The organism is Lysinibacillus sp. CNPSo 3705, from assembly GCF_028674935.1.
GTDB lineage: Bacteria > Bacillota > Bacilli > Bacillales_A > Planococcaceae > Lysinibacillus.
Window position 1 is genome coordinate 1 of record NZ_JAQZSD010000066.1, and the last position, 23,464, is coordinate 23,464.

General features: G+C 34.4%; 18 protein-coding genes, 4 pseudogenes and 1 other annotated feature. Of the genes and pseudogenes, 19 read left to right on the forward strand and 3 right to left on the reverse strand.

What is annotated here, in order from left to right; translation table 11 throughout:
- Positions 1-418 precede the first annotated feature (418 nt).
- The 6 genes and pseudogenes from PVA17_RS20610 (at position 419) to serS (ending at position 8,440) form a co-directional block, all read left to right on the forward strand.
- Positions 419-2,322 (forward strand): annotated as a pseudogene (locus PVA17_RS20610) (acyltransferase family protein).
- A 1,543-nt stretch (positions 2,323-3,865) separates the two neighbouring features.
- Positions 3,866-4,052, forward strand: a pseudogene (locus PVA17_RS20615) (helix-turn-helix domain-containing protein); the annotation flags it as partial.
- A 61-nt stretch (positions 4,053-4,113) separates the two neighbouring features.
- A complete protein-coding gene (locus PVA17_RS20620) occupies positions 4,114-5,076 on the forward strand; it encodes a helix-turn-helix transcriptional regulator (RefSeq protein WP_274068794.1) in 963 nt (320 codons plus the stop codon).
- A 75-nt stretch (positions 5,077-5,151) separates the two neighbouring features.
- Positions 5,152-5,784: a type 1 glutamine amidotransferase family protein gene (locus PVA17_RS20625; RefSeq protein WP_274068795.1), complete on the forward strand. Its 633-nt coding sequence runs from the start codon at positions 5,152-5,154 to the stop codon at positions 5,782-5,784.
- A gap of 222 nt (positions 5,785-6,006) precedes the next feature.
- A complete protein-coding gene (gene bluB / locus PVA17_RS20630; RefSeq protein WP_132362230.1) occupies positions 6,007-6,648 on the forward strand; it encodes a 5,6-dimethylbenzimidazole synthase in 642 nt (213 codons plus the stop codon).
- 173 nt (positions 6,649-6,821) lie between these two features.
- Positions 6,822-7,037 (forward strand) — a binding site (T-box leader).
- Between the two features lie 122 nt (positions 7,038-7,159).
- Positions 7,160-8,440, forward strand: coding sequence for a serine--tRNA ligase (gene serS / locus PVA17_RS20635; protein WP_274068796.1), 1,281 nt, complete (start codon positions 7,160-7,162; stop codon positions 8,438-8,440).
- A 236-nt stretch (positions 8,441-8,676) separates the two neighbouring features.
- On the opposite strand, the gene PVA17_RS20640 is transcribed toward serS, so the two are convergent.
- Entirely contained in the window at positions 8,677-9,312 is a 636-nt protein-coding gene (locus PVA17_RS20640; protein WP_274068797.1) for a LysE family transporter, read from the reverse strand.
- 254 nt (positions 9,313-9,566) lie between these two features.
- A pseudogene (locus tag PVA17_RS20645) lies at positions 9,567-9,896 on the reverse strand (DJ-1/PfpI family protein); the annotation flags it as partial.
- Between the two features lie 405 nt (positions 9,897-10,301).
- Between PVA17_RS20645 and PVA17_RS20650 the strand changes: the two are divergent.
- The 5 genes from PVA17_RS20650 to PVA17_RS20670 all read left to right on the forward strand — a co-directional run bounded on the left by PVA17_RS20650 (position 10,302) and on the right by PVA17_RS20670 (position 17,341).
- Positions 10,302-11,225, forward strand: a complete 924-nt coding sequence (locus PVA17_RS20650; protein ID WP_274068798.1) for a LysR family transcriptional regulator — start codon at positions 10,302-10,304, stop codon at positions 11,223-11,225.
- 196 nt (positions 11,226-11,421) lie between these two features.
- Entirely contained in the window at positions 11,422-12,945 is a 1,524-nt protein-coding gene (locus tag PVA17_RS20655; RefSeq protein ID WP_274068799.1) for a succinyl-CoA:acetate CoA-transferase ScpC, read from the forward strand.
- 212 nt (positions 12,946-13,157) lie between these two features.
- Complete coding sequence (locus PVA17_RS20660) at positions 13,158-13,796, forward strand: HD domain-containing protein (protein WP_274068800.1); 639 nt, start codon at positions 13,158-13,160, stop codon at positions 13,794-13,796.
- 1,064 nt (positions 13,797-14,860) lie between these two features.
- A complete protein-coding gene (locus PVA17_RS20665) occupies positions 14,861-15,427 on the forward strand; it encodes a TetR/AcrR family transcriptional regulator (RefSeq protein ID WP_274068801.1) in 567 nt (188 codons plus the stop codon).
- A 57-nt stretch (positions 15,428-15,484) separates the two neighbouring features.
- Positions 15,485-17,341 (forward strand): alpha/beta fold hydrolase, encoded by a 1,857-nt coding sequence (locus PVA17_RS20670; RefSeq protein ID WP_274068802.1) that lies wholly within the window; start codon positions 15,485-15,487, stop codon positions 17,339-17,341.
- 450 nt (positions 17,342-17,791) lie between these two features.
- On the opposite strand, the pseudogene PVA17_RS20675 reads toward PVA17_RS20670, so the two are convergent.
- A pseudogene (locus tag PVA17_RS20675) lies at positions 17,792-17,940 on the reverse strand (winged helix-turn-helix transcriptional regulator); the annotation flags it as partial.
- 227 nt (positions 17,941-18,167) lie between these two features.
- On the opposite strand from PVA17_RS20675, the gene PVA17_RS20680 reads away from it, so the two are divergent.
- From PVA17_RS20680 to PVA17_RS20715, 8 genes are read left to right on the forward strand one after another with little or no spacing between them, the layout of a single operon-like run.
- On the forward strand, positions 18,168-18,497 hold the full coding sequence (locus PVA17_RS20680) for an ArsR/SmtB family transcription factor (protein ID WP_219362460.1): 330 nt from the start codon (positions 18,168-18,170) through the stop codon (positions 18,495-18,497).
- On the forward strand, positions 18,487-19,545 hold the full coding sequence (gene arsB / locus PVA17_RS20685) for an ACR3 family arsenite efflux transporter (protein ID WP_274068803.1): 1,059 nt from the start codon (positions 18,487-18,489) through the stop codon (positions 19,543-19,545). Before PVA17_RS20680 ends, arsB begins: the two co-directional genes overlap by 11 nt.
- Positions 19,546-19,549: 4 nt before the next feature.
- Positions 19,550-19,969 (forward strand): arsenate reductase (thioredoxin), encoded by a 420-nt coding sequence (gene arsC, locus PVA17_RS20690; protein ID WP_274068804.1) that lies wholly within the window; start codon positions 19,550-19,552, stop codon positions 19,967-19,969.
- 1 nt (position 19,970) lies between these two features.
- Complete coding sequence (gene arsD / locus PVA17_RS20695) at positions 19,971-20,330, forward strand: arsenite efflux transporter metallochaperone ArsD (protein ID WP_274068805.1); 360 nt, start codon at positions 19,971-19,973, stop codon at positions 20,328-20,330.
- Positions 20,331-20,332: 2 nt separating this feature from the next.
- The gene (arsA, locus tag PVA17_RS20700) at positions 20,333-22,102 is read left to right on the forward strand and encodes an arsenical pump-driving ATPase (RefSeq protein ID WP_274068806.1); all 1,770 of its coding nucleotides are present in this window, start codon (positions 20,333-20,335) and stop codon (positions 22,100-22,102) included.
- Positions 22,099-22,380, forward strand: coding sequence for a Fe-S cluster assembly protein HesB (locus tag PVA17_RS20705; protein ID WP_274068807.1), 282 nt, complete (start codon positions 22,099-22,101; stop codon positions 22,378-22,380). The genes arsA and PVA17_RS20705 overlap by 4 nt, the downstream gene beginning before the upstream one ends.
- Before the next feature lie 12 nt (positions 22,381-22,392).
- Complete coding sequence (locus PVA17_RS20710; protein WP_274068808.1) at positions 22,393-23,196, forward strand: arsenite methyltransferase; 804 nt, start codon at positions 22,393-22,395, stop codon at positions 23,194-23,196.
- Between the two features lie 16 nt (positions 23,197-23,212).
- Positions 23,213-23,392 carry a hypothetical protein gene (locus tag PVA17_RS20715; RefSeq protein ID WP_274068809.1) on the forward strand — a complete coding sequence of 60 codons (180 nt, stop codon included), beginning with the start codon at positions 23,213-23,215 and terminating at the stop codon, positions 23,390-23,392.
- Positions 23,393-23,464 lie beyond the last annotated feature (72 nt).

Consider the following 23,464-nt stretch of genomic DNA (forward strand, 5'->3'; position numbering starts at 1 on the left):
ATTGTGTTACGATTACATTACATATTTTAAATCGTTGTTAAATTTTTTAGGAATCACTCTCCTCACTTAATATTAAATAGAAATATAGAAAGTAAAAGTTCTCTTTTATCCCTAAGTATTTTGTGAATATTTATTGTGGTGAAAGAAAGCCTTTTCAAAGGAAAAGCACCCTAGTATAGAATTCCATTTTATGAACGTGAAGATTCGATACTTTCCTCCTTGCCCTCAGGAAGTAAATTTAGTTTTTCGAACATTTTGTAGGATATTTTTTAAACTTTTAGTATCTAATAAGCTTTTAATTTAAGCGAAGGAATTGATAATAATTGAAGAAAAAGGGGACGATGTTTAGCTTTATATTAACATTTTAACATCATAAATAACGTTGATAAATTTTATGTAAGTGGAGGAATAGAGAGTTATGTCAGGCAAGACTTTTAATCATCGTTATATCCCAGGACTAGATGGAATTAGAGCTTTATCAGTTTTAGCTGTAATTGCATATCATTTTAGCTTCGGTTGGGCAAGAGGTGGGTTCTTAGGAGTAGATATATTTTTTGTGTTATCAGGTTATTTAATAACCTCTACAGTTTTACCTTTAAAAGGGAACCAATTGACTGTTAGTTTAGGTCAATTTTGGATTGGGCGGTTTAGACGTCTACTACCTGCAGCGTATGTAATGATTATGACTACATTCGTTTGGGTAATGTTTTTCAACAAGGAGCTTTTAAATTCGTTACGTGGAGACGCAATATCCTCTGTTTTTTATTCAAGTAATTGGTGGTTCATTTTTCATAAACTATCTTATTTTGATAGCTTCGGATCTCCTTCCCCTCTAAAAAATTTATGGTCATTAGCAATCGAGGAACAATTTTACCTTCTTTGGCCAATTCTATTGATTATTGGGCTTTATGTTTTTAAAAAGCAAAGTAAATTATCGATTTTCGTTTTTATTGCGGCTTTAAGCTCCGCAGTGTTAATGAGTGTGCTATATCAACCAGGGCAAGACCCAAGTAGAGTATATTATGGGACAGATACTCGGTCATTTGAGTTATTAATAGGCTGTTGGTTAGCTTTCGTTTGGCCTATGAAAAAACTTACATCAAAAAAATTATCAAATAAAAATGTCAATACACTAAACTCTATAAGTGTGATTTCTTTTAGTATCATTATTTTATGTATTATTTTTGTTGATGAATATCAAGCTTTCCTATACAGAGGGGGGATGTTTTTTTCTGCATTAATGCAGCTATATTAATAGCCTGTGTTTGTCATCCAGCTAGTTATTTAGGAAAACTACTCTCTTGGAAACCTCTATGTTGGCTTGGCTCAAGATCCTATGGAATTTATCTTTGGCATTATCCAATTATAGTGCTGGGTACTCCAATACATGAAATTGGGAATCCTGCCAATTGGCGTGTAGGCTTACAACTAGTACTTATACTGGTAATCGCAGAACTATCTTATCGTTTTATTGAATCGCCAATTCGTAAACAAGGATTCCGATCATTTTATCGTAAATATTTTGTGTTTAATCTGAAAAAATGGGGAAGTATTACTTTAACAAATAAAATATCAACTATACTTATTTCTTTATTCCTAGTAGCGTTTATTACTGGAATCGTAGGTATGGGTGGAGAAACACAAAAGGATTCAATGAAGGATCATCCGACCGATATCAAAATAAATGGGGAAGAACAGTCTACTAACAGTAAGGAACCTGTTAAGAATTTAGAAATAGCTGAGAAAGATTCTTCTAAAGAAGATAATAAAGAAGCAATTGAAACAACTAATAAGGTCCAAAAGGAAGATAATGTTTCAGATGCTGTTTCTATTAAAAAAACTTACAAGGGTATACTAGCTATTGGAGATTCACTAATGATAGATGTTGCTTCAAGCTTGCAAGAAATATACCCTAACATAACAATAGATGCAAAAATCGGGCGACAAGTCCATCAAGCTGTTAAGTTGGTACCAAATTACGCTAGTTTCAATCAATCAGACAAGGCTGTTATAATTCAGCTTGGCACAAACGGTTACTTTACTGATAAGCAAATTGAGACACTTCTTGGAGCTTTCTCGAACGCCAATATTTATTTAGTGAATACACGAGTACCACGTTCATGGGAAAGAAATGTAAATGATGCATTGTATGAAAAAGCACAAATGTACGATAATATCACATTGATTGATTGGCATGCCGCAGCGATTAATCATCCGGAATATTTTGAACCAGACGGCGTTCATTTAGTACCAAAAGGGGTTAAAACCCTTACCGGCTTAATTCAGCAATCAATAAATAACGGGACTAATAAATTGGCATAGCTACTATATATAGTGCTCAATTTTTTAGTAGAGAACTTTTATATTAATATATCTCTTGATATATAGTAGGTTTTTGAAAGGTCACTCATTGTTTTTAAATGAGTGACCTTTTTTAAATTTATTATTAATAATGAACTTTTTAGTTTTATCGCATAAGTATTATTGAATTTATCTACATATGATAAATCAGAGGGAGAGTGATTTCTTCTGAAGAAGTTAACTATAATATATTGCAATGCAAACGGCAAAGGTCATGTGATTAATAAAATTGAAAATACGATACCTGTATTACCTAATGTAGGTGATAAAGTAGGATTAGGAAATGCATTTTATAACGTAGAAAGACGGGACTTTGTATATTTAGAAGAATATAATACTGTAGAAGTATATATTTACTTAAATTAAAGCATAGAGTCCGTCCATTAATGTAGTGAACCCCAAAAGTTAGATTTAACCAGCATGGAGATATCCATCCTGGTTTTTCTTTATGCAACCAATATTTCACGTTAGGGTACTCGTAACATAGGGAAATATTATTCGGAGATAAAGAAAAGATCACCATTATTGATGGTCTCAAATTTTATTTTCGTAAAGGAACAATACGCCAATACATAAAGCATCTCCATACCCACTCTACCAAAAATTACTAATGATTATTTGTTAATCCATGTGAAAATACATAATCGATAAATAATTTATGTTGGGGTATTGCAGTTTGACCTACATATAAGTCTTATAGTTTCTTTACTAGGGAGTCGTTTTTTATTAAAGTAGCGGGGTAGGTTAGTGGAAAAAACAAAATGTGCAATAGTAAGCTGGCATGAAATTATTATGGAATAACAACAGTTTTAATTGGAGAGAAGGTTTGTCAGGATTAATTAACATGTTAACGGTAGGGAACTAACCAACCTTTAGTCTAATTAAGACATAGTAGTTTAACGCCCAGTTGAGCTTTCGCTGTATGGAATTGACCATACATAAGTCCATCTTCTTTAGTTGACATACCCATAACTATGCTACGTGTAACTAGTACGGTAAAAATATCACCTGTTTTAGATTTAAACGAACTATTTTGCAATAGATTAACCGAACATTCGTATTAAATTAGTGAAAGTGCGATTCGTCCATCGTCTGTACACTTCTCAAATTACTTAAAACACGAATATTATATTTAAAGTTATCTTTCTAAGTTTGCAGAACTAAACTTTATTTTTTATTAAAGGACTATAATCCATATATGATATGATTACAACCTAATAGAAAAGGGAAATCCCTAAGTTATACAATGTTAACGTTACTTCTAAATGTTAACCCCGCGGATTTAATGTTTTACGATTTTTATTTAGAAAAACAGATTCTGTTGGATAAATTTGATAGGATCTTATAGAAGCTTTATAGGATGCCAGAAGCGGAATTAAGTGTAGATGAAGGGACAATATCCGTTCTTTTCCGTCTATTCGAATTGTTTCATTTACCAAATCAACTTATTCCTAGGTTAATGAAACGAGTTCAGACCTGTTGTTGCTAAGCTATTTAAACATATCTTATCCGTATGCGGCAGCGTGAAAGGATTGAACTGCTAAGAAAGAAGGAAAGTTTAAAGGCCGATTAAAGAAGTACCATTAAAATCATGCAGTAAAGCTTTATAAAGAGGGAGAAATGACATTTGTGAAATTACAAATATGTCTAGGGTCTCATTATATAGAAAGCTATCGGAAAGGAACAGTTGATGAGTTATACCAAAAATCGGAAATATAAAATAGAAAATATTCCTTATAGAGGTGGAATTATATGCCTAAAATTGACAATATGTTAGCAATTCTATGGATGCTTCGTTCAGGTGAAAAAATTACTGCAAAACAAATTGCAGAAAAGTTAGAGATTAATATAAGGACTGTTTATCGTTATATTGATACACTTTCAACAAGTGGTGTACCTATAATTTCAGACACAGGACATAACGGTGGATATACTTTATTAAATAATTTTATTGAAGCTCCTCTTTTTTTTGATTTTGAGGAGCAAACTTCACTATTTCACGCTGCTGTTTTTGCAGAAGAAGCCGGATATTATGGAGGTGAAGCACTAAATAGGGCCATTTCAAAACTAAGTAAGTACTCAAATCAAGAGCAAGAAACAAAGATAAATCAACATTTAACTAGTCTTGAAGTAATAAGTCGATTAAGTTCACTCTCTACAGAACCTTTTTTGAAGGAGTTGGAGCAGGCCGTAGCTGACGGGTACTCAGTAAAAATTCTTTACCATAAAAGTGGAGAAAAGCAATTAAATTATAGATTGGTCGATCCGTATAGAATTATCTATTGGAATAATAAGTGGTATGTGATTGGATTTTGTCATCTTAGGAATGATATTCGTAGTTTTAGAGTAGATCGAATTGAAAGTCTAATGCTAACCGAAAATACGTTTAACCGGCCAGAAAATTTTTCAGCACGTGACTTTTTTATGAAAAACCTCCTTCCAACTATAGAAGATAAAGAAGGGATTACTTTTTTAGTTATTAATGGGAATACAGGGACGTTGGGGGATCTTTGCCAACATTGGTTTTTAGGACATTATTTACAAGAACGGACTTCAAATCAAGCAGTATTTCTTCTTGAAAAGGATATTATACATACATATGTACCTTATTTACTTTTACCGTATGGTAAAGCTATTCAAGTTATTGAGCCAATAAGTCTAAAGAAAAGACTTATTGAAGTTTTGTCGGAATTAATACAATTTCATCAAGTATGATAACTTCACTGACGTTAGCTGTCAGTGAAGTTATCATATAATAGGCTATATTAATTGAGATTGGAGCGTTATTGAATGCAAACAAAAAAAGTGTATCTTTATGTATTTAATACAATGTCAGACTGGGAATATGGATATTTGATTGCCGAACTAAACACAGGAAGATATTTCAAAAAAGAAATAGCACCTTTAAAAGTAATTACAGTAGGAGCTAATAAAGAAATGATTACTACGATGGGAGGACTGAGCATAAAACCAGATATTTCTCTTGATGAATGTACGCTTGAGAGTAAAGATCTTTTAGTCTTACCTGGAGGGACTACTTGGAGTGAAGAAATTCATCAACCTATTTTGGAAAGAATTGGCGAAGCTTTAAAGCTTGGCACTATTGTTGCTGCAATTTGTGGGGCAACTGTGGCCCTTGCGAATATGGGATACTTAGATACTAGAAAGCATACAAGTAATAATTTAGAATACACTAAAATGGTATGTCCTAACTATAAAGGAGAAAAGTTCTATGAGTTGGGATCTGCGGTATCTGATGCGAATTTAGTTACTGCATCAGGAATAGCTCCTCTGCAATTTGCGAAGGAAGTACTGAAAAAATTAGATGTATTTGCACCAGATACATTACATTCATGGTATAACCTAAATAAGACCCACAAACCTGAATACTTTTTCCAGTTAATGAATTCATTAAATAGATGAGCTAAAAAAATCAACTTAGCAGATTTATATTAGTTTAAATAATTACCATGCTCTAGACAATGTCAAAGCATGGTTTTTGAATATAACTAAAAAAGCTTATGGAGTATTGAAAAATCCCTTAATTTTGTAATTATGCATTTTCCTTCAAATATTGTGGCGGAATAATGAAAAATCAGTTAATATTAAAAATAAATATTTTTGTAAAAGAAAGGGGAGAAATTTATGTTTTCTAATGAAGAAAAAGAGTCTATTTATAAAGTGATTTATAATAGGAGAGATATTCGAAGTTTTTTGTCAACTCCCATCCCTGAAAACATTATACATAGAATATTAAATGCAGCTCATCATGCACCTTCAGTAGGATTTATGCAACCTTGGAACTTTATTTTGATTTCCACTGATGAAATTAAAGAAAAATTGGCTTGGGCAGCCGAAAAAGAAAGGCGAGCATTAGCTATTCATTATGATGGGGAAAAACAAATGAAATTCCTTGATTTAAAAATTGAGGGTTTAAAAGAAGCTCCTTTAACTATTTGTGTTACATGTGACCCTACAAGAGGAGGTTCACATGTATTAGGACGAAATTCAATTCCTGAAACAGATATTTTATCAACAGCCTGTGCTATTCAAAATATGTGGCTAGCAGCTTGTGCTGAAGGACTTGCGATGGGGTGGGTAAGTTTTTATAAAAAGAATGACATTAGAGACATTTTAGAAATACCACCACACATTGATCCTATTGCTCTTATATCAATTGGTTATACTAATGATTACCCAGAGAAACCTATTTTGGAGTTAGCTAATTGGGAAAAAAGGCGTTCTTTAGAACATCTTATTTTCGAAAATAAATGGGGGCAAAACTAAAGACTTATTAATCTATCAGGATGTGTTCCTTGAAAAATGTTGAATTGCATAGGCAATTCTTTTGTGCATCCGGAATTAACCTGTGATTCAAGAATTCTAGAATATTTTGTATCCTATGGTATGGCTTGCAAAATCTGTTTTCATATAGTACAGTATGGTTAAATTTTAAATAACTGAACATGATGATGGGAAGTAGTAGCAAGCACGTTTCTTTTAGAGAGTCAGCGGTTGGTGGAAGCTGATAGAAACACTTGTGAATCCGTCCTGGAGTTGCACAGTCGAAGTGAATGAAGTAGGCTGTAGCCGGCTGAAATGCCGTTATGAAATAAGTGGATTAGGTATATGCCTAATCAATTAGGGTGGCAACGCGGGTAGCTCTCGTCCCTTTTTAGGGATGGGGGCTTTTTTGTGTTTATTTTTATTCAAAACGGAGCTATTGGAGTTTAGCTTGCAACGTAATTACGCAAAGACTTAATGGATGCAATGTCATTAAACTATTGGAGGTATGACGATGTTAGATATTAAACGTGTACGCGATAATTTCGCGGAAATTAAAGAAATGCTATTAACACGTAATGAAGATTTAGGCAACTTTGATGACTTTGAGAATTTAGATGCAAAGCGTCGTGCGTTAATTGCTAAAACAGAAGAATTAAAAGCAGAACGAAATAAAGTATCTGAACAAATTTCAATTATGAAACGCAACAAGGAAAATGCAGATGAAGTTATTGTTCGTATGCGTCAAGTAGGTGATGAAATTAAAGAGCTAGATGTTCAACTAAATGATGTTGAAGAGCACTTTAAAGATATGATGATGCGCTTGCCAAACATTCCACACGAATCTGTACCAGTAGGGACAACAGAAGACGATAATGTAGAAGAATATACTTGGGGGGAAATTCCAACATTTGATTTTGACATTAAAGCACATTGGGATCTTGCTACAGATTTGAAGATTGTGGACTTTGAACGAGGTACAAAAGTAACAGGTAGCCGTTTCTTATTCTACCGCGGCCTTGGAGCTCGTTTAGAACGTGCATTAATGACATTTATGATGGATTTACATGCAGAGGAGCATGGTTATGAGGAAATGCTACCACCTGTCATCGTTAATCGTGATAGCTTGACGGGTACTGGAAATCTTCCTAAATTTGAAGAAGATGTTTTTAAATTAGAGGAAACAGATTATTTCATGATTCCAACGGCAGAGGTACCTGTAACAAACTTCTATCGTGATGAAATTTTACTGGCTGAGGCTTTACCACAAGGCTTTGCTTCCTATAGTGCGTGCTTCCGTTCAGAGGCAGGCTCTGCGGGTCGTGATACACGTGGTTTAATCCGTCAGCACCAATTCAACAAAGTAGAATTAGTACGCTTTGTAAAACCAGAGGAGTCCTATGAACAGCTAGAGTTGTTAACAGGTCATGCTGAAAAAATACTGCAATTACTAGGCTTACCATATCGTAAACTAAAAATGTGTACTGCAGATTTAGGATTTACTGCAGCGAAGAAATATGATTTAGAAGTTTGGATTCCTGCACAAAACATGTACCGTGAAATTTCTTCTTGCTCTAACTTTGAGGATTTCCAAGCACGACGAGCGAATATCCGCTTCCGTCGTGAGTCAAATGCAAAACCAGAATATGTTCATACATTAAACGGTTCAGGTCTTGCGATTGGACGTACAGTTGCTGCTATTTTAGAAAACTACCAACAAGCTGATGGAAGCGTAGTAATTCCTGAAGTTTTAAGACCATACATGGGTGGTAAAGAAGTAATTGCACCAAAATAAATAACGAGTAAAAGCTATTTTAGATATCCTTTACAGGTAATTGTATTGCCTTTTATTGATTTACAGATACTTTTAATATTATCTGGTAGTGTAAACAGTTGTAGTATTTTGGGTAAAAGGAGATCGTACTCTAAAAATCGGAACGTATGGGACAATTTTCTAAGAGTGCTTTTCGAATTTCCTTTTTCCTATCTTTTGTTAATTCGGTAATGCTACATTTACCACTTTTAACAGACCTAGATAAAAGTAATTACTTGTTTTATAAACTCGTAACCAAAATAACCACTAAATCCGAATAGTACTATTGCGGCAAATATAGATACCCATTTAATAAAGGTTGGATTTAGAAAACGTCTAGTAAAATGGACAAAGCTTAATAAGACCATATCATGCATAAAGATACCTAATAAAATACCTATAGCTATTAATATAAATGTAGATGTACTTGCATTACCTAATGAAGAAACTAGAATCGGACCAAAAACTCCTATCCAAAATACAACATTAGCCGGTGATATAGCAATTATGAAACCAGATAAATAAGCTGTTAATAAAGATTTATTAGGATCTTCACCCTCTATATTCACTTCTGACTTTGCTTCTTTAATACTTTGTATTCCAATAAACAATAAAAACACAAAACCTAGTAGCCACATAACTGTCTTTACCCATGGATTGGTTAATATACTAGAGAATCCTAGATAAATCAGGACTATTAAAGATAAATCTATAGTCATTCCTCCGATACCTACAAACCAACCATATATGAAACCATTCCGCATTCCTAGTTTAGCCATTTGGACAGTCATAGCACCTGCAGGTATTGCTAAAGATAAACCTAACAAAATATAGGTAAAAAGTGTTGCAATCATTAAAATTCTCCTATTTTAGTCAATTAATATTCTTTTCATTACATTGTGCATGTAAAGGACACTTACCTTTTATCAATTCCATTATCCTCTGTTATTACGCATTGTTTTCGTTCTCTTTTATCTGGAGCATCATATCCATCTAAATCAGGGGTATTGGCAAACCCTAGTTAAGGTATTTTAAGTTATTCCTAAATAAGTATTGTAATCATCAAACCATTCTCCTTATTTCTCTGGCTTTAAAAATAGAACCAGAGCATTGCGATTTTCCACATTACTTCACTTGCAATGGGCTTTTGCTTGGCATAAAAATGTTGAATAACATTTAAGAATTCTCTACTCTATGCATCCCGATAAAAACCAGCTTCTTCAACTCCTTCTGGAATAGCTAGTGCATCAAACTCATCTAATTGAATATCATCAACGTTTTTCGGGTATTACAGTAAAATTCCAAGTACAGGTAGACCAACTGTTACAACCTCGGTTGATCCATCTCATTCCCATTTATTCCAACCTAGTACATCTGTAAATACACTAGCTTCTACTGCTTCAAAACCGTCAGCTAATAATAATAAAATCTTTTTCATATCGCAAATCGCCTCCTAATGTCCTTATTTTATACATATATAGAAGGCTGATAAATAAGTTTAATAAGGATATTTGATTGTTTAGGTTTATTATATAAAGAATTTAGGATATTCTATTTTATAAAAAAAGGTCGGTTAATTTATGGATCAAATGGATAAAAAAATCGTGGGATTATTACAGTTAAATGCAAAATTTAAATGAAGGAATTAGGAAGAGCTGAGCGAGTAGGGAAATTATTATTGAAGGTTACCATGCACATGTTTCTCTAAAAAACTAAACCGTCCAATTTCTGCACTAATATTGTTTACATCAAAGGATTATTACTTTAAAATACAATAACTTAATAACTAAATTATCTGATTAACAAAAGTGATAAAAATTTCATTAAAAAGGATTGAAGTAGTATGGAATTACGGCATTTAGAGTATTTTTTAATGGTTAGTAAAGAACTACATTTTACAAAAGCAGCTGAAAAATTAAGAATCTCACAACCCACTTTAAGTCATCAAATTAAGACGCTTGAAAAGGAAGTAGGATATTCACTATTTAACCGTGTTGGCAAGAAAATTGAACTTACTAAGGTAGGTGAAATTGTCCAACAAGAAGCATTGAACATTCAAAGTTCTATTCAAAGTATATCTTCTCAAATTGCAGCTTTTTCGAAAGTAGAAGTCGGGGAATTGAAGATTGCAGTGTTGCCAGGGGAAATAACGGATTTGGTATCTACTTTGTGTATTCAATTTAACCAGCTATACCCGAACATTAAAGTGTCCATTGAAACAACAGACCAAGTAGAACAGGCCATTCTCGAGAATCGAGCTGATTTTGGTATAGGTTTTCAACTTAATCAAAATGAACTGTTGCAAGTAACGAAGTTGTATGATGAAGAATTTTATCTAATTAGTAATCAAAGTAGTGAAGATCAAAAAGTATCATTTTCTTCTGTTTTAGATGGCCCTCTTATTTTATTTCCTAGTATGCATCAATGTAGGAAAGTACTTAATAAGACCAGCGATGAAATTGGTAAGCCATTAGAGCCTATAGTTGAAACGTCTAGTATTAAATCTATCTTAGATTTAGTTCGAAGTGGTGCTGGTCGTAGTGTTATCTCGCGTACATTATACGAATTTTATGATACAGAGGATTTATTTTTCCAACAAATTGAAAAACCATCCTTGACAAGGGCAGTTTATCTCATGTTTAAAAAGAACTGTTTTATTAATTATGCAGCACGTGAATATATAAAGTTACTAGTACGTGAAATCGAAAAGCTTCATTTTCACATAGAGAAAGATGACATTAATTCTTTGTATGATTTTGTATTATAGTTTTTATCTATCATTATTATAGAAATGATGTAATAGACGAACAGTGGAGTCCTCTTTACAATGTAGACAAGACAGCTCATGAAGATGAGAAGTAGACATTGTAAGGGGGTTTTTTTGGCAACAATGTCTATGAATATCATGTCAAAAATTTGTAAAGTTAAAAACAAGGTATAAAACTACTATGAGGTGATTGTTAATGGAAAAAGATTTAAGTCAATTCATTAGAAATAAAGAATTTTTAGATAAAATTGTTTCGGCTGAGGAAGCAGCTTCTTGGATTGAAGACGGGATGAATCTTGGAATGAGTGGGTTTACACTTTTCGGTGAACCAAAAGAGTTTCCACTTGCACTTTCTAAACGTGGCGAGAAAGAAGATTTCAAAATCAACCTATATACTGGAGCTTCATTGGGGCCAACTGCTGACCAATCAATGGCGGAAGCTGACATCATTAATTTACGTGTTCCTTACCAAGCTAACCCTGTAATGCGTAAGAAAATCAATGCAGGTGAGATATACTATATTGACCAGCATGTATCACATACAGCAGAAGAAGTAAGAAAAGGGTCATTAGGAAACATTGATTATGCAATTATCGAAGCTGCTGCAATCACTGAAGAAGGTTATATTATTCCAACTGGTTCTGTGGGAAATTCACCCATCTTTGTGGAACAAGCTGAAAACGTTATCATTGAACTTAACACTACTGCTCCTAAAGCGTACGAAGGCCTTCATGATATCTTTGTACCGGAGAATCAAGGTGAGCGTAGAGAGATTCCACTGTACAAAGCTTCAGATCGAATTGGAGAAATTGGAATCAAAGTTAATCCAGATAAAGTAAAAGGAATTATTTTATCAGAACAGTCTGATATTCCATCACCGTTATTTGAGCCAAATGAAGAAACACAGCAAATTGCAAATAACTTATTAGAATTCTTAGCTGGTGAAGTAGAAGCTGGAAAATTGACAGAATCATTAGCTCCATTACAGTCTGGGGTAGGGTCTGTTGCTAATGCAGTTCTAAATGGTATGAAACATTCTCAGTTTAAAGATATCGAAGTTTTTTCTGAAGTATTACAAGATGGTATCTTTGACTTGATCGATGCAGGTGTAGTTAAATTTGCAGCTGGTACATCGTTCTCACTTTCTAAAAAACGCGTTGAATCACTAGCTGAAGATTTAAAAAAATACAAAGGGAAAGTATTGTTCAGACCTCAGGAAATTTCTAACCATCCAGAAGTTATTCGTCGTTTAGGCGTTATTTCATTTAACACTGCAATTGAAGTAGATATTTATGGAAACGTAAATTCAACTCACGTTAGCGGAACAAAAGTGATGAACGGAATTGGTGGATCTGGGGACTTTGCTCGTAATGCTAGAATTACAATCTTTGTAACGTCTTCCCTAGCAAAAGATGGCGCTATCTCAACAATTGTTCCTTTCGTATCGCATATTGACCATACAGAGCATGATGTAGATGTAATTGTGACAGAGCAAGGATATGCTGATCTTCGTGGACTTCCACCAGTGAAGAGAGCAGAAAAGCTTATCGAAATCGCACATCCTAAGTATAGACCACAATTACGTGCTTACTTTGAAGAAGCAAAAGAAAAAGTGGGCGGTCATACACCACACATTCTTGAAAAAGCTTTCTCTTTCCATACAAACTTAAAAGAAAAAGGTACGATGTTGATTGAGAAAGAAAAGATAAAACATAATTAATGAGACTAAAAAAAGGGTGCATATATAATATGTAGCCCTTTTTTATATTTTCTTTCTGAAATCTAAATTAAAATATTTTTTAAGTACTACATTATAGTTTTTATCTATTATTATTATAGAAACGATGTGATAGACGCATGATAAAATTCTCTTTACAATGGAGACAAGTTCATAAAGATAAGAACTATCAAATTGTAAAGGGGTTTTTTATAATGTTTCAAGAAATAGCAGGCATTAAAATTCCAGATTCTCAATTGGCGAAAGATGCCGTAGATATTTTACGTGAGCATGGAAATGACTTGTTGTGGAATCATTCAAATCGTGTGTTTTTATTTGGTGCAGTCAACGGCCAAAATGCAAAACAGAATTATGATTTAGAGTTGCTGTATGTTAGTGCATTATTCCATGATTTAGGCTTAACAGAAAAATTTAGTAGCCCAGATTTACGATTTGAAGTGGACGGTGCAAATGCAGCAAGAAGCTTCTTACAGCAATATCAAATTCCAGATGAATCGATTCGTCTAGTATGGGATGCAATCGCATTACACACTACACCTGGCATTGCAGAACATAAAGAGACTGAAGTAGGACTACTCTTTTCAGGTGTTGGCTTAGATGTGATGGGGGATGGATTTGAACAATTCCCTGCGCACTTACGTGAAGAAATTATAAAAGCCTTCCCTCGTAACAATTTCAAGAAAGAAATTATCCCAGCGTTTTATGGGGGCTTTAAGCATAAGCCAGAAACTACTTTTGGTAATATGAAGGAAGATATTGTTCAACATTTTAGACCAGAATATAAAAATAAGAATTTCTGTCATTGTATCTTACATTCACCATGGTCGGAATAAGAAACCGCAATGGCAGCGTAACAGGGTAGAAGGTTTAAACATTTGTACAGGGTTATTCTTTGAATTCTTAAACGTTTAAATTCGTATTTTTCTGACCAATAGAGGAATAAGGGTAATTTAGGATGATTATCATTGTTCAACAATCAGACGCTTTCCTGGAAACATGGAAAGCGTCTTTTTAGATTATTTAATATCCTCACTAGACAAATATAGATTTTTATTTGCCTAAATGGAAACAAAAATTGAAAAGGAGAGTTATTATATCAATTCAAAAATTACCAATTCAATTTCCAAATAGCAAAAAAAACACAGTTTGTGAATGGCGTAACACTAACAGACATCGTTAAAGCAATCAGTCCAAGACTGGCGAAAAAGCCGTTGCGGGAATTATAAATTGAAGTTATATATATTGTTAAAGCTAATTGTTCATAAATAATTCTGACAAAAAGATGAAAACCGAATTATATTACACTCAACAATCTTAAATATACGCATTTAAGGAGTGGGAATGCTATTCACTCATCGGCTGAACACTTCATGTATCTTGTAAAATACGAATATTATAGTTAAAGTTATCTAACATAAATCATTCTGGCAGTTTTACCGAGCGATGTTTTCTTTTAAAAAGGTAAGAAGAGTTGTGAATCGTATTCATAACTAGTGACTGTATTAACTGAGTAATTTTTTTCATCTCGATATACAAAACAAGTTCATCATGGCAGCATTAAAAGGGACAGGTGAAAGTTTACCGGCTTCCTCAACATCGGATCAATCAGTAATCGTAGCATGTCGAATATGCTGTACTGAAATGGGCATAAAAGCATCTCCTCTAAACAATTTAGTGACTACAAAATATATGAACCTAGCGTTAAAACTGAAAAATTACAAGCCATCCAAAACAGTTTTGGGATTCAGTTCAACTTTGTTCAAAACGAGATTGATATTTAGCAGTAAAATCAATTAAAGTATAGCTTTTTTGATCAATTTTTTTATTAAACTAACAAAAACACTTGCAACACCTTTCATAGTACTGTACAGTACTAATTATGACGAGAGGAAAATTAATGAATCAAAAACGTGTGATTGAAGTAGCTGCAACATTATTTTTAGAAAAAGGGTTTGCTTATACAAGCATGGATGAATTAGTTCGTGTAAGCAAAGTTTCAAAGTCTAATGTGTATTATCACTTCTCTAATAAGGAAGAATTGTTGGAAGGGGTCGTTGATTATTGGATTGAAATGTATCAATCTGCAATTGATGGCTTACTATCTCAAAACCAATTATTAGTTGAAGATCGTACCCAACTGTTTTTAAAGCAATTAACACAAGGAGTTCAGACGAGAGAATATAAGGGGAGCTGTCCATTTATTACGCTTTATATTCAAAGCCCTACAAATGCCACAAAAGTAAAAGAAAAAATAGGTCTTTTTTTTGCAGGATTACAAACGAAAGTTTCTCTATTACTTAAACAAGGGGTAGAGAATGGTGAATTTAGAAAGACAATTAATATTGACGAGGTTGCATCTCTTTTTATTACAAATCTTGAAGGAGCGCTTTTTATTTCAGAAACACTGAAGGATGCAACTGTAATCATGAAAACAGCAGATCATTTTTTTAACTTGCTTCGATAAAAGAAGCATTTTTTTTACATCAAATTAGTACTGAATAGTACTAAAAGGAGGATTTATATGAGAACAGTATTTTTAACTGGTGGAACAGGTTTTATTGGAAAGCAATTAGTGAAGGAATTAGCCAAAGAGCATGTTACAATTCTTCTATTAGTGAGATCGAAAAGTAAAGCAACTCGCATTTATCAAGAAAGAGGCATCTTAAAAGAGGCAGTTATGCACTTTATTGAAGGTGATTTGACGAAAATCGACTTAGGTCTAAGTGCTGAAGATAAGGAGTTGGTATTGAAAACGGATGTGATTATTCACGCAGGAGGCCCCATGGATATTCAATCGACAAGCAATGAGGCAGCTTCCATATTTTTGAATGGTGCCCAACATATTAGTGAACTCGCTAAAAATATTCATCAATTGAAGGGATTGCAACAATTTATTCATGTTGTAGGCTATATGAGTCCCTTTGATGATAAAAATAGCAAGATTGCGATAGATGTGTTTAAAGAAGGAAACAATTTTTTGAAAATAAAAAATCCATATGAGAGAACAAAGTTTTTAGCAGATCTTTATATCCGTCAGCAGGCATCAACAGTAGGTTATCCGCTTTCAGTAATTAATCCACCAACTGTAGTTGGTAGTAGTAAAACAGGGAGTACGGAGCAAACAGGAGGCTTAGGCTTGCTTGTGATGAGTATGCGAAAAGGGCTCCTGCCAGTGATTCCTGGAGGTAAGGAATATAGATTACCACTTATTGCAAACGATGAACTAGCAAAGTTTATTGTACAGGTTTTCAGATTGGAGCAACCAACTATACAAACATATACACTTGTTGAAGATAAACAACATGATCAGAATATTTCAGAATTATTAGACGCTATGTCAGAAAGTATGAATATGACTGCACCTAAAATTTCTGCCCCATTGCCATTTATGAAAGCACTTATGAATAGTGGCGTAAGCAAAATAACCCATATTCCTGCTGATGGGCTGAACTTTATTACAAATCGAACATTTTCAAATGGTTCAGCGAAAAAGATTATGGGAGAAGATTGGTTTAAGGAGACAAATGTAATGAAATTTCTCCCAGCCGTAATAGCTGATCTGGATTATCGCATGATGTATCAAAATGGCCAGCACAGTCATTTATTTAAACGAACATTATGTAATAACACTACCATTTACCAAGCACAAGGAGAGGGTAAACCGTTTATTTTATTACATGGTTTATTAAGTGATGGAGAGGATTTATTTCCTTTAGGAAAAGAGCTTCATGAAAAAACAGGTCGACCTGTATGGATCATGGACCTTCCAGGTTTGGGACGTTCGCCTTTTAAACGAGAGAAAAACCTTTTAAATATCTATTTGAATGTAGTGAATAAGTTATTGGAGAAAGCTACTAATGGTGCCCATCTAATTGGCCATTCATTTGGTGCGTATATTCTTTTGGAAGCATTAGTACAAAAGTACATAGATAAGAAGTATACAATTACTTTACTTCAGCCACCTGTTGCTAAAAAAAATGCTAAATCGATAAATGTTCCTCAATTTATGAACAAATGGACATTGAAATTGGCAACTACTAATTTGATAGAGCGTTATTTATTAAGTAATGGTTTATTTGAAAGTACGGAGAACATCCCTGAACATTATATTGAAAAAATAAGTAACAGTTTTACTTCTCCTAGAATTTTAAATACTACGGTTCAGCTTAACAGTTTACTATTGAAAATCGATCAAGGTGATTTCAATGAAGTAACAAAGTATAATCTTCGCATTATTTGGGGGGATTATGACAGGGGCTATTCTGCTCCTTCGCATCTTGGTAAGGTTGATTTTGTTCCATATGGTCATCATTTTCCTCTTAACCATCCGATTGAAACGGCTAATTTGGTAATAAAAAATAGTAGTACTAGCAGATGAGAGTGTGGGATAAATAAAAAGTGGGTAGTAAGATCGTTGTGTCTTTAAAATATTTTTTGACTAATAATGTATCGGACTGTAAAGTGTAAAAATCACCTGATAACTAAGTAAAATTCTATTTCAATTATTAATGTAATCACCTAAAAGTGAGGATCAGTCGAAAGAAAATGTGCAATAAAAAGAACAGCTAACAAATTGTGTTAGCTGTTCAAAGGGGGTTCTATAAATTATTACGCGTTTATATCAACAGATTTTATTTAGTAATTATCTTCAGAAGTATCTACAACAGCAGAGCTCTCCTTTTTCTCATTACCAACAACATGACCTTCTAAATATACTTCATGTGTTGCATATTTACCTGAAGAACTAACTTCATTTATTGTAATATCGACGTATATACTACACGAGGGGGAAACTTCCTATAGAGTATTAAGACGGAGTTCGGGCTAATTCCTTTGATTTTAATAGTTCACTGAATGGCATTGATCCTTCTATATGGAGATCACGAATAATTAAAAAATTCCATTTAGTCCTAATTACGTCAAGCTTTTTAGATGTGGCAAGTCTTTGGTCAACACTACTGGATCAACAACACTCATATAAAATTTATTCATAAGAGTGGCAGCTTTGCTAATTAGTACATAATCACGATTTATTTTTGAACTTATACGAAACTTTTAACACTCTAAAGTGTCAAAAGTTTTTAGAAAAAATGGGTGAAAATCTGTTGCAATTATCATTCAGTAAGCATAATATAAGTATATAGTTATATAACAATTTAATCACCTGTATTCGATTAGGACGATTATATAAGGAGAGCATATAAGTGGAAAATACACTAATTGAAAAACAATTAAAAGCAGCAGCTGACTTGAATCGCATTAAATTACTTGCATGTATGAAAAATGGGGAGGTATGTGTATGTGATTTTGTGGATGTTCTAGGCATTTCACAACCAGCAGTTAGTCAACATCTTCGAAAATTAAAGGAGGCAGGTATTATTACAGAGCGAAAAGTAGGGACTTGGAAACATTATCGTTTAGTGGAGGATCAAACCCCTTTGATGAGAGGTATTTTAGATCAGATTCAACCTGTTATTGGATGTGATTGTGGAACCGACTGTTGCCACGTAGGAGGAAATGTAAATGAGGAATGAATCCTTAACTAAACAGCTTTCTTTTCTAGATCGCTACCTTACCCTTTGGATTTTTGTTGCTATGGGTATAGGTATCTTATTAAGTATCACAATGCCCAATATTGGTGAAGCATTAGAATCCATGTCGGTTGGTACAACATCTATACCCATTGCCATAGGGTTAATTGTGATGATGTATCCACCTTTAGCGAAAGTTAAGTATGAGGAAATGTGGCGTGTATTTAAGGATTGGAAGGTGCTTTTACTATCACTTTTTCAAAACTGGTTACTTGGACCATTCCTAATGTTCTTTTTGGCAATCATCTTTTTACGAGATTATCCAGAGTACATGGCTGGGCTTATTATGATTGGTTTAGCTCGTTGTATTGCAATGGTAATCGTGTGGAATGATTTAGCTCAAGGAGATCGCGAGTATGTAGCTGGTCTAGTAGCATTTAATTCTATTTTTCAAATTTTAACGTATTCAATTTTTGCTTATTTTTTCTTAAATGTATTACCTGGTTGGTTTGGCTTAGATAATTTTAATGTATCGATTTCAATGTGGGAAATTACGAAAAGCGTCCTTATATACTTAGGAATACCATTTGCTGCCGGAATTCTAACACGTTGGATCGGCATCAAAACAAAAGGGAAACAGTGGTATGAAGAAAAATTCTTACCTAAGATTTCTCCACTTACTTTGATTGCACTGCTTTTCACTATTGTGATGATGTTTGCCTTAAAGGGTGAAAAATTAGTCGAACTACCACTTGATGTAGTACGAATCGCTATCCCATTGTTCATTTACTTTGTTGTGATGTTTGCTGTTTCATTCTTTTCTTCTCGTAAAGCAGGTGCATCTTATCCTGTCACAGCAGCTCTTTCGTTTACAGCCGCTAGTAACAATTTTGAGTTAGCAATTGCTGTAGCTGTAGGTGTTTTTGGACTTCATAGTGGGGTGGCATTTGCGGCTGTTATCGGTCCACTTGTCGAAGTACCAGTTCTCATTGGTCTTGTGTGGGTTGCCTTACGCTGGCACAAAAAATATTTTAAAACGATTAAATTATAGTAATATGACAAACACACTTTATTTCTTATGTATAGGTAACTCTTGCCGTAGTCAAATGGCAGAAGGGTGGGCAAGAAAATTATTGCCTACAGATTGGACAGTCAAAAGTGCTGGTATTGAAGCACATGGTGTAAATCCGAAAGCTATCAAAGCTATGGCTGAGGTAGGAGTTAATATTTCGAATCATACATCTGATCTAATTGATTTTGAGACATTAAATAATGCAATACTAGTTGTTACTCTTTGTGGAGATGCAGCAGATAAATGTCCGATGACGCCATCTCATGTACGTCGTGAGCATTGGGGATTTGAAGATCCAGCAAAGGCGTCAGGTACAGAAGAAGAGAAGTGGGAAGTTTTCCAAAACGTACGTGATGCTATTGGAAAACGTATTAAACAATTTGTAGCTGAGGAGTTGAAATAAAATGAAAAAAATTCATATTTATGAGCCCGCAATGTGCTGTTCTACAGGCTTATGTGGACCATCTATAGACCCAGAGCTATTACGCATGTCATTTGTAATGAATAATTTAAAGAAAACAGATATAGAAGCTGAGCGTTTTAATCTTACAAGCGAGCCGAATGCTTTTGTGGAAAATGAAGCAATCAATCAACTTCTAATGTCAGAAGGTATGGATGCCCTTCCTGCAACGTTTATAGATGGAGAATTACTTTGTAAAGGGAAATACCCTACTAATGAGCAATTTTCACAGTGGTCGGGACTTTCAGAAGAAGAACTATTACAAAAACCAAAAGTTCGCTTCTCACTAAAAGGAGATGCGTAAAAATGGAACGCTTTACAAGAAGTCAATTTCCGGACACCCCTTTCCTCTTTTTTACAGGGAAAGGGGGCGTTGGAAAAACATCCGTTGCTTGTAGTTTATCAATAGCTATTGCGGGTGAGGGAAAAAAGGTGCTGTTAATTAGTACGGACCCAGCATCCAACTTACAGGATATTTTCGGTCAAACACTTTCTAATACGCCTACAAAAATTAAAGGGATAGACAATTTATTCGCATTAAATCTAGATCCTGAACAGGCTGCTCAACATTACAAAGAGCAGATGGTTGGCCCATACCGTGGGAAACTGCCTGATGTAGTTCTTCAAAACATGGAGGAACAACTTTCAGGTGCATGTACAGTTGAGATTGCAGCATTTAACGAATTTGCAACACTGTTAACGGATCGTTCAGTGATTGAAAATTTCGATACAATCGTGTTTGACACAGCTCCAACAGGGCATACATTACGTCTATTACAACTACCTTCTGCGTGGTCTACATTCTTAGATGATAACACTACTGGTACATCTTGCTTAGGTCCATTAAAAGGATTAGAACCACAACGTGAAATCTACAAAGAGGCTGTAGAACGTTTAAAAAGCGCCGATCAAACGACATTAATGCTTGTGACACGTCCAGACGGAAACCCTTTAAAAGAGGCAGCACGTGCTTCTCATGAACTGTTAGAAATCGGTATTCAAAATCAGATCTTACTAGTTAATGGCTATATGAAAGAGCTTAATTCTAATGATGAAATAGAGAAGGCATTCATAGCACGCCAAACAGAAGCATTAGGGTTAATTCCTAAAGGGTTAAAGCAATTTGAACAATACTATTTACCTTTTGTACCATACTCATTATCAAGTATTGAGCGTATGCAAGCATGGATGACAGATCAAGATATCACACATGAAAATGAAGCAGACAAAGGTATGACGATCCCTGAAGTAGAAGAAATGATTGCTGATTATTCAGAGCGTAAACCGAAGCTTATTTTTACAATGGGTAAAGGTGGGGTTGGTAAAACAACAGTTGCTTCGTATATTGCCCTACGCTTAGCAGAAGAGGGTATCCGCGTGCATTTAACTACGACTGATCCAGCAGCGCATTTAAACTGGACGTTCGGTGATGACAAAGTTAAAAATGTAACGGTAAGTCGTATTGATCCGAAGGTAGAAGTTGCAAATTATGAGGCAGAAGTGCTTGCAAAAGCAAGTGAAACAATGAATGAAGAAGGCTTAGCATTTGTGAAAGAAGAATTGGCTTCCCCTTGTACTGAGGAAATTGCTGTATTCCGAGCATTTGCCAATGTTGTAGAAAATCATCAAGATGAAGTCATTATTATTGATACAGCACCAACTGGCCATACGTTGTTGTTACTAGATGCAACAGAAGCTTATCATCGTGAAATAAGCCGTTCGCAAGGTGAATTCCCTCCAGCTGTTTCAAACTTGTTACCACGGTTACGTGATGCAAGTTATACAAGTGTAGCAATCGTAACACTGCCTGAAGCAACACCTGTTTTTGAAGCAACGCGTTTACAGGAAGATTTACAGCGAGCTGGGTTATTTGTTGGTTGGTGGGTTGTCAATCAGACATTTTCATCTATCGAAACAACAAGTCCAACATTAATACAAAAACAACAAGCCGAAACAAAATGGCTAGAAGAAATCAAATCCATCAGCAACAATCAATTCGTGGCAATCCCATGGGTAAAAACTCCACCAGTTGGAACAAAAGGGTTACATGAACTTAAAGGAGAGACAATTAAATGAAAATGAGTCCGGAAGGTAAAAATTATATAGAGCAGGTATTAGCTGATTCAGAGGTGAAAACACTTCGTTTCTTTGGTATTGCAGGATGCTGCGGAGTTAACTTAGGTGTAGGCATTGAAGCACCGACAGAAGATGATGCTGTACAGACAATTGAAGGTATCGAAGTTGCCATTCATCCTGATATTGCACCACAATTAACAGATGTTACGATTCATGCAGAGGATGAGAATGGTGAACTAGGTTTAGTATTAATAGGATATTCACCAAAATCTTGCTAAGGAGTTGCAGAAATGAAAAGAGAAGATGATATTCGTGCGAATGTACGCGAAAATTATGGAAAAGTAGCCTTGAAATTGAACAGCACACAAGGATGCTGTACTCCAGCTACTAGCTACTGCAATCCGAATGATAATCAAAATATTTCCATCGAAGAAATTTCGCAAAAAATGGGCTATACAAAAGAAGAACTCGCTTCTATTCCTGATGGAGCAAATATGGGACTTAGTTGTGGTAATCCACAAGCAATCGCAGATTTGAAGCCTGGAGAAATTGTTGTCGATTTAGGTTCTGGCGGTGGTTTCGATTGCTTCTTAGCTGCACCAATGGTGGGGAAAGATGGTCAGGTAATTGGCATTGATATGACACCTGAAATGATTTCTAAGGCACGACGTAACGCAGAAAAGCCAGGTTTTGAAAATGTAGAGTTTCGTTTAGGTGAAATTGAGCATATGCCTGTTGCGGATCAGACAGCTGATATTATCATTTCAAATTGTGTGATTAATCTTTCGCCAAACAAACAACAAGTATTCAAAGAAGCCTACCGTATTTTAAAAACGGGTGGACGTTTAGTGATTTCAGATGTTGTTTTAACGGCAGCCTTGCCAGAGAGTTATTTAACAGATATGAATTTATATTCTGGTTGTATTTCTGGTGCTGTTTCGATTGAAGAATATGAAGAACTTTTAAAGGATGCTGGCTTTACAAATATCTCGATTGTATCTAAAGACGAGTCAAAAGAATTTATCCGTGAATGGGAACCTAATTATGATTTAGAAAATTATATTGTCTCAGCTATTATTCAAGCTGTTAAATAGAAGGAAGAGAACAACGATGACTGTTAATCATGCAAGTGTGTTAACAAAAGAATATTTCATTTCTTATTTAACTTTAATTATGAAGAGTAGAGAATATACATTACCCCAAGCTGAATCATTTGCTCTTGATTTCTTCTTTAAAGGAGATAATGAACGCTACGGACCTTCAACATGGTCTCAATTCGAAAAACCATAATAGAAATTAAGAAATAATGATTGAATTTACGTCTAGCTTAATGCTAGACGTAAAAAATACACTATATATAAG